Source organism: Paroceanicella profunda, from assembly GCF_005887635.2.
Lineage (GTDB): Bacteria > Pseudomonadota > Alphaproteobacteria > Rhodobacterales > Rhodobacteraceae > Paroceanicella > Paroceanicella profunda.
In genome coordinates this window covers 3,639,241-3,654,356 of sequence record NZ_CP040818.1, presented here as the reverse complement: position 1 = coordinate 3,654,356, position 15,116 = coordinate 3,639,241, and the positions used below count along the sequence as shown (strand labels likewise).

The following is a 15,116-nucleotide window of genomic DNA, read 5'->3' as shown; positions in this document are numbered from 1 at the left end:
TTACCGAAGGCCCTGCAGTTGCAGGCATTCCTTGACGGCTGCAGCACGTCTCTTGTCCAGGTACTCGGCCAGATCGTCGATATGGACGCCTTTGGCGCATTTCTGCGACGCTTCCATGCGGACGAGAGGGAGGGCGATGGAACCAGCCGAGACTTTGCGGATGAACTTGTCGGTACTCAGACCGAAAAAATCCCTAGCGACATCCTCAGCGGGAATGATCGGTCGCCCGGAATACATTGCTATCAAGAGAAACGCCGTGTTCATGATCCCGGAGTGAAACACGATGGCATAGCTGGGAGAAGGGCGCGCAGCGGGTTGGTGGGGACGCGGATAGCATGGCGCGCGTATAGGACGGGTGCGTTGGATCGGGGAGATTATCTGAAGCGTGTAAAGGGGTAGGGAACCCGTGCCTGGGTGGTCGTGCATAAGGCGTACCTCGGGTCGCAAGCATCCTCGGGTGATCGAATGCGAGTACCTTCGGTGCATTCGGCATGATGCCTTTCACGCCTTTTGACCCTTCGACATCAGTTGCTCCAGGGTCGGCGGTGGATCCGTGTCGTTTTGGATCAGTGTCTGGGACCAAAGGATCGAGGTTTCGTAGAAACTCCGACACACCGTCTCACCGTCCTGGTCGAACCAGTGTGTTGCCTCCGGCAGAAGTTCAAATGGCAAGGGATGGTGCGCGAACGGATTGTGAAAGACCTCGATTTCAGCCGACCACGGCTCACTCCCGATCGGCCAAAGGTTGCGATATTCATCGCTGGTCACATCCAGGCAGAAAGGGATGCCCTTGAGAGCGCCCGGCGTCCTGTCGAAGAAGTTGCCAATCCGAGTGTATCGCAATCCACTCGGTGCGCCCTGACCCGATACCGCAACGCGGTTGAGCTTGGCCATCGAACACGCGTTCGAAAAGATAACTGCGGAGAGCTCGGCATGGCCCGCATCGGCAAACAGGCCGGCGGGAAATCTGGCCTTTCCCTTGAGGTGGGATGCCTTCGTCGGGCGCGCATGCATGCGCCCGTCGATTTCAACCTCTTCTGCGCCCTCGCCATAGAGATATCCGATCAGTCCTTCCCGGCTCCAGATCATCGATGCCGGTGCCTGAAAGTCCGCAATCGCCAGGGCGAGGGGCTGTCCCTGTACATGCGGCAACTGATCATAGTTGCGAGCAAGCTTGTTGCCGATCGTTTTGGCAAAGCGCAAAGCTCCGGTGCCGAAAAATGCCTCTTCCCGGTCGGCTGGCAAGGCGCTCGGCGGCGCGTTCACATGGTTGCAAGGATCTGCGGGATTGGCCGTTACGGCTTCCACCCATGCCGAACCGCCAAGCCTGTTCTCGATGCGGAAATCCGGGGACTCATATGGTTGGGTCACGAGCAATCCCTGCTCGCGAAACGTCGCCAGCAGCTGCGCCTCCCACAACCGCGTGTGAAAGTTGTGCGTCTGGCAATCTCCTGCCCAGTTTCGATCTGGCTTTGGAAGCGCGAGATAGAGCTGGTTGAGCGTCCATGCCGCGGGGCGATGGGACGGCAGCGTCAACGTCGCGAACACTTCGCTCGCCGTCCTCCCTTCCAGATCATAGAGCGCGGGCCGCTGCATGACGCCGGGTGGAACAGGTTCCGGAGGCTCGCCGTCTTTCAGGAGAGGTGGCAACTGGGCGAGGGCTTCTTTTTCAGCGGCATAGCCTTCCCGCTCGGCCGTCACCGTCCAGACTTGGTCGGTTCGCCGCCGCATGACCAGCACCCCATAGGAGCGATCGTTCAGATCGTGCCTGAGAATGCCACATGAGAGACCGTCTTCGCTGAGCCATGCGCCGACAGGGGGCCGGTTTCCGAACCCATGCCCCTTGGGAAGGGACAGCGCATAGATGCTGAATTCCCATTGCGGTAGCGCTCTCAAAACTTCGTTCCGTCAACTCAATTGGGGGGCGCCGATTGAGCGTTTCAAGTCTGCTTCCACGACGTCTAGAGACATCCAGTCCTAGTCTTTAATGTCCTCGGTGAACAGCCGGGAGGGGAAAGCCTTCCCCCTGGTCGGCACTGGCGTTGCCGACGCACCCCCATCAGCGGGGAGACCCCGCAACGCCCCCTGAGAGTGAAAGTGCGGGCGGGTTCTTCCGTGACGGGTTGAGGGCTGGAGGAGAGGCCTCCGGCGCCCGTCGCGGAGATCATCCCGATGACCAGTGAGCATCACGCGGCCTGCAAAAGCGGCCCGCGCACCAACTTTTATGACGACATCACCGACAAGATCATCGCCGAGCTGGAGGACGGCCGGCTGCCCTGGGTCCAGCCCTGGGGGACGGCGGCGGTGCAGGCGCCGCTCGCCATGCCGCGCAACGCCAGCACGGGTCGGCAATATTCCGGGATCAATGTCCTGATCCTCTGGGGCGCCGTGATCCAGCAGGGCTATCCAACCCAGCACTGGCTGACGTTTCGACAGGCACTGTCACTCGGAGGCAATGTCCGCAAGGGCGAGCGGGGCACGACCGTCGTCTATGCCGACCGTTTCACGCCTGAAGACGAGAAGCGCCGCGCCCGGGAGGCCGAGGAAGACGCCAACAGCATCCCGTTCCTGAAGCGCTTTACCGTGTTCAACGCGGCGCAATGCGAGGGTTTACCCGACGACATCGCCGTCGAGGCACCGCCACCGCCGCCCGGGCTGATCGAGCCGCGGGTCGAGGAACTGATCGCCGCGACTGGTATCGACTTCCGGATCGGCGGCAACCGCGCCTTCTATGTCCCCGCGCCCGATTATGTTCAGGTGCCACCTCCGCAGGCCTATTTCGAGCCGATCAACTGGCACCGGACCGCCCTGCACGAGATGGGGCACGCGACAGGACATGCCTCACGGTTGGGGCGGGATTTCTCGGGCGGTTTCGGCACAAAAAAATACGCCTTCGAGGAACTGATCGCCGAGATTTCGAGCGCGTTTTGTTGCGCCTCGCTCGGGATCGTGCCGACCGTGCGCCACGCCGATTATATCGGCTCCTGGCTGGAGGTGATGCGCGAAGATTCTCGCGCCATCGTGCGTGCAGCCTCGCAGGCCAGCAAGGCGGCCGATTGGCTGCTGGCTCATCTGCCCGACGACAGCACCGATGTTGATCGGCAAACTTCGACGGCAGGGAGGGCTGCGGCATGATCCTCCTGACCGGCACACAGCGTAACCGTTTGCTGGCGAATGGCCGCGATCGCGATCAGGATCACATCCCGGTCGTGAAGTTCTTCAATCCCTTTGGCGCCGGTGTCTGGCTCGCGACCGAGCTCGATGAGGACGGCGACATCATGTTTGGCCTGGCCGACATCGGCTACCCCGAACTTGGCTCATGGAGCCTCAACGAACTGCGTTCCATTCGGCTGCCCTTCGGCATGGGCATCGAGCGGGATCTGCTATTCACGGGGGACTTCCCGATCTCGGTCTGGGCCGAGACCGCCCGCGAGACCGGCAGCATTCGCGATGCCGAGCGCCTGCTTTATCGCTCGGGCCGCCTGCCAGGCGGGACACGCCTCGACACGGAGTCCCCCCGTTCCTGAGGGGTTCTGCAGCTTCCACGCCGCGCTCTTCGAAGGAAGAGGGCGGCGCTTCTCCTCGTGACGCGGTGAAAGTTCGGCGCCCGGCCGGCTGCCCGTCGGAGAACAGCACCATGACACGAAACACGAGAACACCCGCCATCGAACCGCAGCCGCTGCGGTTCTCCGCCCAAGAGCAAGCCGTGGTCTACGAGGCCCGGCAGATCCTGCTGCGCCACCTCAATCAAAACCCTGTCCTGTCGTCCTGGCAATCGGTGCTCGATTATTGTGCCCTCACCATCAGGGGCGATGTGGAGCGCTTCCATGCCCTCTATCTCGACCGGAGGAACCGGCTGATCTCAGACGAGTGCCTCGCCATCGGCACCATCGATCACGTCCCGGTCTATCCTCGGGAGGTGCTGCGGCGCTGCCTGGCGCTCAATGCCTCGGCGCTGATCATCGTCCACAATCATCCGGCCGGTGATCCCGAGCCCTCGGCCGCCGACCTCGCAATGACGAAAGAAATCGGGAACGCCTGTGCGTCTCTGGGGGTAGTGCTGCACGATCACATCATCACCGGGGCTGGCCGGGAGACCAGTCTGCGCGCCCGCGGCGAGCTTTGATGGGAACGCGCGTTGCGCCGAGCGCCGGCCATGAGAGGGAAAGGAGTGAGGGGAGTTTCGTGACGGGCTGGTTGCCGGAGAGAGAGGCTCTCCGGCGTCCGTCATGGAGACCCTGACATGGCCACTGCCACTCAGAAGATCACCCTGTCGTCCTCGCGCGACATCCCCTTCAACAAGCTGGTGCTCAGCCAGTCCAACGTCCGTCGCGTGAAGGCCGGCATCTCGGTCGAGGAACTGGCCGAGTCCATTGCCCGCCGAGGGCTGATCCAGTCCCTGCATGTCCGCCCCGAACTCGACTCGGAAGGCAAGGAGACCGGCCTCTTCGAGGTGCCGGCTGGCGGGCGCCGTTACCGGGCGCTGGAACTGCTGGTCAAGCAGAAGCGCCTCAACAAGACCACGCCGGTGCCCTGTATCGTCTCGGAGGCCGGAGACGACATCCTGATCGACGAGGTGTCGCTGGCCGAGAACATCGAGCGCGCCCCGCTGCATCCGCTCGATCAGTTTCGCGCCTTCCAGGTCCTTCGTGAGAAGGGCATGAGCGAGGAGGAAATCGCCGCCGCCTTTTTTGTCGACGCCAAAGTGGTGAAGCAGCGTCTGCGCCTGGTCTCGGTCTCGCCGGCGCTGCTCGAGACCTATGCCGAGGACGGCATGACGCTGGAACAGCTCATGGCCTTTACAATCTCCGACGACCAGGCCCGGCAGGAACAGGTCTGGGAGGCGATCAAGGATGGCTGGCAGAAGGAGCCTTACACGATCCGGCGCATGCTGACCGAGACCACGGTGCGCGCCTCCGACAAGCGGTCACTCTTCGTCGGCATCGAGGCTTACGAGGCGGCGGGCGGCTATGTGCTACGCGATCTCTTCCAGCAGGACGATGGCGGCTGGCTCCAGGACCCGGTGCTGCTCGACCAGCTGGCGGGCGAGAAGCTGAAGGCCGAGGCCGAAACCATCGCCGCCGAGGGCTGGAAGTGGATCGAGGTCGCGGCCGATTTTCCCTATGGCCATACCAGTGGCATGCGCCGTCTGGCCGGCACCACCATCGACCTGACCGACCAGGAGCGTGCCGAGCGCGAAAAGCTCCGCGACGAGTTCGACGCGTTGGAGGCGCAATATGCCGAGGCCGACGAACTGCCCGACGAGGTGGATGCGCGGCTCGGCGAGATCGAAGAGGCGCTGGAAGCCTTCGAGACCCGACCGATGCGCTACGACGCCGATCAGATGGCCCGCGCCGGTGTCTTCGTCAGCATCCGCCATGACGGCCAGCTCGCCGTCGAGCGCGGCTATGTCCGTCCCGAAGACGAGGCGGCGGAAGGTCCCGAGGGCGATGACGCCGATGGTGCATCTCCCGAAGGCGGCGAGCCCGGCGGCGTCCAGCGCGCTGTCATCACCGTGGGCGGCACGGCGGCCGAATCCGAAGAGGACGAGGACGTCGAAACCATCCGGCCTCTGCCGGACCGCCTGGTCAGCGAGCTCACCGCGCATCGCACGCTGGCGCTCCGCGATGCCGTGGCGACCAACCCGCATGTGGCTATGACGGCGCTGCTGCATCGGCTGGTCACCGATTGCTTCCTGCCGCATTCCACCAGGGGGTGCCTCGAGGCCCATGTCCGGGAAGTTCATTTCCCGGCGCAAGCCGACGACCTGGGTGAAAGCGCTTCGGCGAAGTCCATCCAGGATCGGCATGAACGCTGGGGGGATCACATCCCGGCTGACGATGCGGCGCTCTGGGACTGGCTGGCCGATCAGGACGACGACACCCGGATGGAGTTGCTCGCCCATTGCGTCAGCTTCGGCGTCAATGCCTTGCACGAGAAGCCCAACCCCTATGGCGGTATGGGCGTCAGCCAGCATGGGCTCGACGTGCGCCTGTCCCAGGCCGACCGGCTGGCGCAGGCGACAGGCTTAGACATGGTGGCCGTGGGGTGGCGGCCGACCGTCGGCAACTATCTCGGGCGCGTGACCAAGCCGCGGATCATCGAGGCAGTGCGCGAGGGCGCAGGCGAGCGGGCCGCCCAGCTCATCGACCATCTGAAGAAGAGCGACATGGCGAAGGAGGCCGAGCGCCTTCTGGCCGAAACCGACTGGCTTCCGGAGCCGCTGCGCATGGTGGATCCCGATGCCGAGGTCGATGCGGATGCCGGGATCGACGCCGAGGCCAACGATCTGCCCGAGTTCCTCGCCGGAGACGGCGAAGAGGACGAAGCCGCCGGGGACGAAGACCCGCAGAGCATGGTCGCCGCGGAATGATCCTCACGCGGGGCGGCTATGGGCGCCCCGCACTTTTTCCTCAATTTCAGGAGCCCAACATGACCCTGAGGCCCGAAACGCCGAACCGGCGCATCGTCTATTCCTATCTCGTCCCTGTACATGTCGAGGTCGAGGACGGCATCGTCGCCGATGTCGTCGTCATCGACGAAACCCCGATCCGCGATCCCACGCTGATCGAAGGTGACGGCGACCTGCTTGCTCAGGCCGTCACCGACGCCAATGACGGACAGGCATGTCCGTCCTGGCGCTTCGGCTACTGATCCCGCTTTCCGTTTCCACAACTTGCCCGGTCCTCGTGACCGGGCTTTTTCATTGGAGAACCCTGATGCCCGCAACGATCGATATCGACCAGATATTCCGTGAGAACCTCGCCAGTCCGCCATCCGAACGGACGCTGCCCTGGGAGGAAACCCGCGATGGCATCACCGTGGTGGTGGAGCCGAAACCTCATTGGGCGGACGACATGCGCGCCTTTCGTCTCGAAGCCTGCGCATATTGCCGCTACGCCGATTGGACCGCGAACGGCGATCATGCCCGGTTCTGCGGTCATATCGACACCAGCGGTGACGACGTGATGATGACCGCGCGTGCGATGATCGCCCGCGAGATCGCCGATGGGCTCTGGGACTGAAGGCCCGTTCACGTCTGACGATAGCCGCCACCGTCTTCCCGTCATCGGCCTGTATGGCTCCGGTTCCAGCTTCACGACAGTACCGCTCATCATGTTCGGCATCGGTGTCTGCCCCCGTCCTCGAACACATTCCTGCTGCCAACGTGGCGGCAAGGGCCAGCCGGGCGAAACATCTGCAACGGGTATCCGGCGCCTGTCGGATGCAAGACACCACCCACACTTCCATTCGCTAACCTTGGTCTGATCCGTCTCTTTGACATTCAACCCCGGAGGGGTCGGCTTACGCGCGCGTGCCGCCCTCGGGGATTCGGAGCTCGTCCGAACGCCCGAGGGTGAGTGCAGATCCGGTCAGACACGTCGGGCGCCTGTCGCGCGGGGGATGGTCCCCCGCCTCCAGAGACAGGAGCCAATCCCGATGTCCTATGCAGATGCCACCGCCTTCGCCGCCAGCCTCGCCACCACTCTGATGTTCGTGATCGTCGTGTTCCAGGCCGGGGACGGAACCCACGGCGCCATGCCCGCCGACGAGTTCGACGGCGATGAGGCCATGGTGAAGCTGGAACTGGATCCATGGGAGTAAGGCGCGAAAGCGCCCCACCCCAAACGGCCCGAGCGCGGAGACTCGCGCTTCGGGCCTTCAGTGCCTCACGATGGTCCGCCATCGTCGGCAGCGGAACCGGGAACAAGCCCGGTCAGAGAGGAAGAGTGCGGGCCTTTCGGCCGTGACAGGTTGAGGGCCGGAGAGAGAGGCTCACCCGCGCCCGTCATGGAGTGATCCCGATGACCTTTGCCCGTTCCGAAACCTTCCGTTCCATCGGCCAGATTCTGACGGCCGATGTTCTACCCGCGCTGTATCGGTCGCAAAAGCTGCCGCTGCGCATCTCTTGCCTCGGCGTCGCCAGCTATGACGCCAGTGACGCGGCGAATAGCTTTGATCGCGTGATCCCGCTTGGGGAATGCCCGTCAGCTGAGGAGGCCATCGAGGCCGCAGCCTTGCGCGTGTCGCGCGATGATATTTGCACGGGGCCGGACAGCTTCCCGTATTTCCAACCGCGCATCATGCTCATTCAGGACCGCGATCAGCGCGTGGTCCTCGCCGGCGAAATCCGCGCCGGCATTATCCTCTGGCAGCAGCCGGTCGCCTCCGATGCCGAGGCACGCAGGATTGTAACCGAGGCCAGCCGACTGCGCGGTATGGCATTCCGAGCCTCGGAGCCCGGGGATGCGATACGGCTGCGTTACCGCGCCGCTGCGCTGGAGGCACGGTTGGTCGATCCCTTCTGGCGCGAGACCGCGGCCGATCTGCTCCGCCTGCCACAGGCCGCCTGAGCTTCACCCTTTCCATCCCATTCGGCCCGGTGTCACGCCGGGCCATGTCATGCCCGGAGACCATCATGGCCGACTATTTCACGCACTTTTCTTGCCTGCTTGACGTGGGCACCCCCGAAAACGCTGCCCGCGCACTCGATCTCTACAACGCACTGGCGGATGACAATGCCGCCGAAGATCCGCCATCGGACGGCTTCCTGCTCTCCGTCCAGCCAGAACATGGTGGCACTCAGCTCTGGATGCGTGATGACCTCACCGGCGATCCCGGGCATGTCATCCAGTTCGTCAAACGCTGCGCCACCGAATTCGGTCTGACGGGTCTATGGGGCCTTCAATACGCAAACAGTTGTTCTCGGCCGAGAATCGACGGGTTCGGCGGCGGTGCGCATGTCCTTGATCTTGCTACCGGCGAGACGGTGGATTGGATCAATACCGATGGCTGGCTTTCCACTGTTCTGGAGGGGGGCAATCCCTATGAGTGAGGACATCGAGATCACTGTCTATCGCCTCGACGAGCTTTCCGATGCAGCCAGGGACAAAGCCCGTGCCTGGTATCGCGAAGGTGGCTTCGACGATGACTGGTACGATGCCGTCTATGAGGATTTCCAGCGCGTCACCGAAATCCTCGGGCTGAACCTCAAGACCCGAACCGTCGGGTTGATGGGCGGCGGCACACAGCAGGAACCCTCCATCTGGTTCCGGGGCTTCTGGAGCCAGGGGGATGGCGCATGCTTCGAAACCTTCTATGCCTATCGCAAGGGCGCGCCGCGCCGGATCAGAGAATACGCGCCGCAGGGCACCGAGCTGCACCGCATCGCCGACGCCCTGCAGACGGTCCAGCGGCGTAATTTCTATCAGCTTCGCGCCGATGTCCGTCATCACGGCCATTATTACCATGAGTATTGCATGGCGATTTCGGTCCAGCGTGACAGTCCGAGTTGGCAGGACTTGACCGCCGACGCCGAGGAGGTGGTTATCGAGGCGTTGCGCGATCTGGCCCGCTGGCTCTACCGCCAGCTCGAGCGCGAATACGACTATCTGTCCTCGGATGAGGTCGTCGATGAGGCCATCATCGCCAACGGTTACACCTTCACCGAAGCCGGACGCAGGTTCGGCTGATCCTGACAAGCGCCCCCACCATCCGGTCGGGGCGCTTTGTTCATGTCGTCGTTTCCAGAGTCAGAGAGGGGCCGGGACGGGTTGAGTCCGGGTGGTCGAGAGAGAGCGCTGTCCGGGCTTGTCCCTCCTGCTCTCCGAGGATCCCCGACATGAACATCTCGTCTCCCGTGACCGATCCGGTCACGCCGCTCGGCGCCGCACCCGCGATCCTGGTCGCCGCCCATCTCATCCTTCCTCATCTCGAACGCGGTCAACGTGTCGATACCGCGGACCTTCGGCGCGTCCGACGCCACCGGCGCCTGGGACTGGAAGCTCGCCTATGAGGCCTGCGAGGTCGCCACGGTTCTGTTCCTGCGCAAATACGGAAAGGCGCTGTTCCGCAAAGCCGCCTCCCCGGCGTCCCGGCTCGGTCCTCTGGCGAAGATCGCGGGGTTACTACCGACGCAGACCCGCCGCTCAGAGGAAAGCCAGAGCTTCCAGCAGTTCAGCACACCTCTGCCTCTCGGCCTTGCCGCCCTGACCGCGGCCGCGATCACGCCGGCCGATTTGGTGCTGGAGCCTTCGGCCGGCACCGGCCTGATGGCGATCCTGGCACAGGCTGCCGGCGGCTCGCTGATCCTCAACGAGCTTGCCGAGACCCGCGCCGATCTTCTCTCGCCCCTCTTTCCGGCCTTTCCCGTCACCCGGTTCGACGCCACCCAGATCGACGACTATCTGACCACGGACGCCATGCCGTCCGTGGTTCTGATGAACCCACCTTTCTCGGTCATGGCCAATGTCCAGGGACGGATGGCGGATGCTGCGTATCGTCATGTCGCCTCGGCGCTGGCCCGGCTCGCTCCCGGCGGACGGCTGGTCACGATCACCGGGACGAACTTAGGACCGGAATCACCAGCCTGGCGCGACGCCTTCATACGCCTGCAGGACCGCGGCCGCGTGGTCTTCACCGCGGCCATCGACGGAGCGGTCTTCGCCAGGCATGGCACCAGCATCGACACGCGGCTGACGGTGATCGACAAGCTGCCCGCCGACGATCCGTCAGTCTTCCCGGTCTCGGCAGGAACCGCACCCGACGTTGTCACGCTGCTCGACTGGATCGAAAGCCAGCTTCCGCCGCGCTTGCCGGTCTCGCTGCCGAAGGTCGCTTCTCCCATGCCGGCGGCTGCCCCGAAGACCGTGCGCGGGTATCTCGCTCGCGCCACAGCGTCCCGACCTGTCGCAGCACCGGCGTCCGATCCGGAGGGCGTCGAGCTAACCTACGAGACCGTGGACTGGACGCCACCGGAAGGCGCTCGCCTGTCCGATGCGATCTATGAGGAATATGTACTGCAATCGCTGCGCATCCCCGGCGCCGAGCCGCACCCGACCAGGCTGGTGCAATCCGCTGCCATGGCCTCGGTTGCACCGCCAAAACCGTCCTACCGGCCCATGCTGCCCGCGGACATCTGCGCGCGGCTGTCGGACGCCCAGCTTGAGACGGTGATCTATGCCGGCGAAGCCCATGCCGATCATCTGGCTGGCGCCTGGATGGTGGATGAGCATCTCGACAACATGAGCGCCGCCGCCGAGGATGCTGCCGGCGCGGTCCGTTTCCGCCGGGGCTTCATGCTCGGTGACCGTACCGGTGCTGGCAAGGGGCGCCAGTCGGCCGGCATCATCCTCGACAACTGGCTGCGCGGCCGCCGCAAGGCGGTCTGGATCTCCAAATCCGACAAGCTGATCGAGGACGCGCAACGCGACTGGTCGGCGCTCGGCATGGAGCGACTGCTGGTAACGCCACTCTTGCGCTTCCCTCAAGGCGCAACGATCACGCTGTCGGAAGGCATCCTGTTCACCACCTATGCCACGCTGCGCTCCGATGAGCGGGGCGAGAAGGTTTCGCGCGTGAAGCAGATCGTCGAATGGTTGGGCTGGGACTTCGATGGGGTCATCATCTTCGACGAAAGCCATGCTATGCAGAATGCCGGTGGCGGCAAGGGAGACCGCGGTGATATCGCCGCCTCGCAGCAGGGACGCGCAGGCCTGCGGCTCCAGCATGCCCTGCCGGATGCGCGCGTGGTCTATGTCTCGGCAACCGGGGCCACCACGGTTCACAATCTCGCCTATGCACAACGGCTCGGCCTCTGGGGTGGCGAGGATTTCCCGTTTCAGACCCGCGCCGGGTTTGTCGAGGCGATCGAGGCCGGCGGCGTGGCGGCCATGGAAGTGCTGGCCCGCGATCTGCGATCTCTCGGCCTCTATACCGCCCGCTCACTCTCCTATGATGGCGTCGAATATGAACTGATCGAGCATCAGCTCACGGACGAACAGCGGCACATCTACGATTCATATGCTGCCGCCTTCGCTGTCATTCATGGGAACCTGGACGCGGCGATGGAGGCGGCCAATATCACCGGCAGTGAAGGCACGTTGAACCGCCAAGCTAAATCCGCCGCGCGGTCGGCCTTCGAAAGCACCAAGCAGCGTTTCTTCGGCCATCTGCTCACTTCGATGAAAACCCCGACGCTGATCCGTTCGATCGATGCCGATCTGGCGGCGGGCCATGCCGCCGTGATCCAGATCGTCTCCACCGGCGAGGCGCTGATGGAACGGCGACTAGCCGAGATTCCGACCGAGGAATGGAATGATATTTCCGTCGATGTAACACCGCGGGAATATGTCGGCTCGTACTTGCAGCATTCCTTCCCGGTGCAGCTCTACGAACCCTTCACCGACAGCGAAGGCAATTTGTCCTCGCGGCCCGTTTTCCGGGACGGTCAGCCGGTCGAAAGCCGAGAAGCCGTCGCCCGGCGCAATGAGATGCTGGAGCAGCTCGGGTCGCTTCCGCCCGTGCCGGGAGCACTCGACCAGATCGTCCAGCGCTTTGGCACGGATATGGTGGCGGAAGTCACGGGCCGCTCTCGCCGGATCGTGCGCAAGGGTGACGGGGCATCGGCACGTCTTGCGGTCGAGAACCGAGCGCCTTCTGCCAATCTTGCCGAGACTTCGGCCTTTATGGATGACCAGAAGCGCATCCTGGTCTTCTCTGATGCCGGTGGCACCGGGCGCAGCTATCACGCGGACCTCTCAGCGCGGAACCAGCGGCTGCGGGTGCATTACCTGCTGGAACCGGGCTGGAAGGCCGATGCCGCCATTCAGGGGCTGGGGCGTACCAATCGTACCAATCAGGCGCAGCCGCCGCAGTTCCGACCCATCGCCACGGATGTCAAAGCCGAGAAGCGCTTCCTTTCGACCATCGCCCGCCGCCTTGACACGCTGGGTGCGATCACCCGCGGCCAGCGCCAGACCGGTGGCCAAGGCCTGTTCCGGCCCGAGGACAATCTGGAATCTGCCTATGCCCGCGATGCTTTGCGCCAGCTCTATTTGGCTGTAGTGCGTAGCAAGGTTGAGGGATGCTCGCTGGAAAGGTTTGAATCCGCCACCGGCCTGAAGCTGATGGACGCGAACGGCATCAAGGACGACCTGCCGCCGATCGCCACCTTCCTCAATCGCCTGTTGGCTCTGACCATCGAGTTGCAGGGAATCCTGTTCTCGGCCTTCGAGCAGCTTCTGCAGGCCCGGATCGACGGGGCGATTGCATCCGGCACCTATGACATGGGGCTGGAGACGCTGCGCGCAGAGAGTTTCATCGTCACCGTCCGGCAGGTGATCCATACCCATTCGGGCACCGGCGCAGAAACGCGGCTCCTGACTCTCACCGAGCGCAAACGCAATCAGCCGGTCACGCTGGATGCAGCCCTGGCGGAACTGGATGATCCCCGCGCAAGATTGCTCATCAACGAGCGATCCGGTCGCGCTGCCGTACAGATCCCGACCACCAGCGTCATGCTGGATGATGGCGAGATCGAACGGCGCGTGCGGCTGATCCGACCCATGGAGGCGATGAACATTCCGGTGCGTGTGATAGGCGAGACCCATTGGATCGAGGCCGAACGTGCCGACTTCGCCACGGTCTGGAACGCGGAACTGGCAGAGGTGCCGGAGTTCACCGACAGCATCCTGCATATGGTGACCGGGCTCCTGCTGCCGATCTGGAAACGCTTGCCGCAGGACTCCTCGCGCGTCTATCGGCTCCAGACCGACGAGGGCGAACGCATCATCGGTCGCCGGGTCTCGCAGGCATGGGCTACCAATGCTTCGACCAGTGGCGTCGCCAGCTGCCTGACCCCGGATGCGGCCTATGCCGCGCTGAACGAAGGCCGCACGATCCTCGATCTCGCCGAGGGGCTGCAACTGCGCCGCGTCCGCGTCATGGGTGCCAACCGGATCGAACTGACCGGCTTCACCGACACGAGGCGCGAGCGCCTTCGGGCCTATGGGCTCTTCAGCGAGATCATCTCCTGGAAGCTACGATTCTTCGTGCCGGTGGGCGCATCGGGGCCGGAGATCATCGGCAAACTGCTCGACCGCTTCCCGGTTGAGCGCATCTCCGAGCGGGGGGCTGCGTGATGGCACGTCTCAACGCTTCCGAGCTGGCGCAGCTTCTTGGTCGCCAGGCCGAGGCGGTGTGCCGCCGCTATCTCTCGAATGGGCGCAAACAGGGCAATTACTGGCAGGTTGGGGATGTGCGAAACACGCCCGGTCGTTCAATGTTCGTCCGTCTGACCGGTCCGGAATCCGGTAAAGGGGCTGCCGGCAAATGGACCGACACATCGACCGGCGAGCATGGCGATCTGCTCGACGTGATCGGCGAAAGCCTCGGCCTCGTCGATTTTACCGACGTTGCCGAGGAAGCCCGCCGCTTCCTCAGCCTGCCGCATCCCGAACCGGAGCCACAGTCCCGCCAGTTCCGAACACCGCCGGTACCATCCGGATCGTCCGAAGCGGCACGCCGCCTCTGGCACGTGACCCGGCCATTGATCGGCAGCCTCGCAGAGACGTATTTACGCGGACGCGGCATTACGAACTTACGCAGAACCGCGAATCTGCGTTTCCATCCGAGCTGCTACTGGCGACCCGAAGGCGATGGGCCGACAGAGGCATGGCCGGCCATGATCGCCGCGGTGACCGACCTCGATGGCAGGATCACCGGCGCACATCGCACCTGGCTCCAACGTGACGGCTCCGGGAAAGCGCCGGTCGATCCGCCGAGAAAGGCGATGGGAGAGCTGCTCGGAAACGCCGTCCGGCTTGGCGAGGCACAGGATGTCATGGCGGCAGGCGAGGGGATAGAAACCATTCTCTCGCTGCGCCAGGCATTGCCGATCATGCCGATGGTCTCCGCACTCTCGGCCGGACATCTCGCTGCTATCCTGTTCCCGCCGCATCTGCGCAGGCTCTATATCGTCCGCGACAACGATCCGGCAGGTGACGCCGCGCGGGACAGCCTGGTGGACCGGGCCATCGGGGCCGGGATCGAGGCAATCACGCTTTCGCCCATGCTGGGAGATTTCAACGATGATCTCGTCAGCTTCGGCCTGGAGGCGCTTCGGGCGCAGATCCGGGTGCAGATCGCCCCCGAGGACGTCAGCCGCTTCATGGCGCTTGCGTCATAGCCAGAGAGGGCCGTGATCGGAGATAACCGATCCCGCCATGGGCAAGGGGGTGCGGCACCTCGGCAAGGAGGCCGCGCCTTGGCCTTCTTGAGAGGGCGAGCGGCCCACAAACGCTCCGGCCCGGCAATGGCGGCGCCCGACTGATTTC

General features: G+C 64.0%; 13 protein-coding genes and 1 pseudogene. 12 read left to right on the top strand and 2 right to left on the bottom strand.

What is annotated here, in order from left to right; all coding sequences use genetic code 11:
* Together FDP22_RS16305 and FDP22_RS16300 are read right to left on the bottom strand one after the other, a co-directional pair.
* Window positions 1–264 (bottom strand): pyocin activator PrtN family protein, encoded by a 264-nt coding sequence (locus tag FDP22_RS16305; RefSeq protein ID WP_020043354.1) that lies wholly within the window; start codon window positions 262–264, stop codon window positions 1–3.
* A gap of 237 nt (window positions 265–501) precedes the next feature.
* Window positions 502–1,896 (bottom strand): hypothetical protein, encoded by a 1,395-nt coding sequence (locus FDP22_RS16300; RefSeq protein ID WP_138575300.1) that lies wholly within the window; start codon window positions 1,894–1,896, stop codon window positions 502–504.
* A 276-nt stretch (window positions 1,897–2,172) separates the two neighbouring features.
* Between FDP22_RS16300 and FDP22_RS16295 the strand changes: the two genes are divergently transcribed.
* From FDP22_RS16295 to FDP22_RS16240, 12 genes and pseudogenes are all read left to right on the top strand, one after another.
* A complete protein-coding gene (locus FDP22_RS16295) occupies window positions 2,173–3,135 on the top strand; it encodes an ArdC family protein (protein WP_138575298.1) in 963 nt (320 codons plus the stop codon).
* A complete protein-coding gene (locus FDP22_RS16290) occupies window positions 3,132–3,527 on the top strand; it encodes a DUF2958 domain-containing protein (RefSeq protein WP_138575296.1) in 396 nt (131 codons plus the stop codon). The genes FDP22_RS16295 and FDP22_RS16290 overlap by 4 nt, the downstream gene beginning before the upstream one ends.
* A gap of 110 nt (window positions 3,528–3,637) precedes the next feature.
* Window positions 3,638–4,126, top strand: coding sequence for a RadC family protein (gene radC / locus FDP22_RS16285; RefSeq protein ID WP_138575294.1), 489 nt, complete (start codon window positions 3,638–3,640; stop codon window positions 4,124–4,126).
* Between the two features lie 117 nt (window positions 4,127–4,243).
* Entirely contained in the window at window positions 4,244–6,373 is a 2,130-nt protein-coding gene (locus tag FDP22_RS16280) for a ParB/RepB/Spo0J family partition protein (RefSeq protein WP_138575292.1), read from the top strand.
* Window positions 6,374–6,432: 59 nt separating this feature from the next.
* The gene (locus FDP22_RS16275; RefSeq protein WP_138575290.1) at window positions 6,433–6,654 is read left to right on the top strand and encodes a hypothetical protein; all 222 of its coding nucleotides are present in this window, start codon (window positions 6,433–6,435) and stop codon (window positions 6,652–6,654) included.
* 65 nt (window positions 6,655–6,719) lie between these two features.
* The gene (locus FDP22_RS16270; protein WP_138575288.1) at window positions 6,720–7,025 is read left to right on the top strand and encodes a hypothetical protein; all 306 of its coding nucleotides are present in this window, start codon (window positions 6,720–6,722) and stop codon (window positions 7,023–7,025) included.
* A gap of 415 nt (window positions 7,026–7,440) precedes the next feature.
* Window positions 7,441–7,605: a hypothetical protein gene (locus tag FDP22_RS16265; RefSeq protein ID WP_170317734.1), complete on the top strand. Its 165-nt coding sequence runs from the start codon at window positions 7,441–7,443 to the stop codon at window positions 7,603–7,605.
* A 200-nt stretch (window positions 7,606–7,805) separates the two neighbouring features.
* The gene (locus FDP22_RS16260) at window positions 7,806–8,354 is read left to right on the top strand and encodes a hypothetical protein (protein ID WP_170317733.1); all 549 of its coding nucleotides are present in this window, start codon (window positions 7,806–7,808) and stop codon (window positions 8,352–8,354) included.
* A gap of 65 nt (window positions 8,355–8,419) precedes the next feature.
* Complete coding sequence (locus FDP22_RS16255) at window positions 8,420–8,836, top strand: hypothetical protein (RefSeq protein ID WP_138575282.1); 417 nt, start codon at window positions 8,420–8,422, stop codon at window positions 8,834–8,836.
* Window positions 8,829–9,473: an antitoxin of toxin-antitoxin stability system gene (locus FDP22_RS16250; protein ID WP_138575280.1), complete on the top strand. Its 645-nt coding sequence runs from the start codon at window positions 8,829–8,831 to the stop codon at window positions 9,471–9,473. Before FDP22_RS16255 ends, FDP22_RS16250 begins: the two co-directional genes overlap by 8 nt.
* Window positions 9,474–9,622: 149 nt before the next feature.
* Window positions 9,623–13,922: pseudogene (locus tag FDP22_RS16245) on the top strand (strawberry notch-like NTP hydrolase domain-containing protein).
* Window positions 13,922–14,968: a DUF7146 domain-containing protein gene (locus tag FDP22_RS16240; RefSeq protein WP_138575278.1), complete on the top strand. Its 1,047-nt coding sequence runs from the start codon at window positions 13,922–13,924 to the stop codon at window positions 14,966–14,968. Before FDP22_RS16245 ends, FDP22_RS16240 begins: the two are co-directional and overlap by 1 nt.
* Window positions 14,969–15,116: the final 148 nt, after the last annotated feature.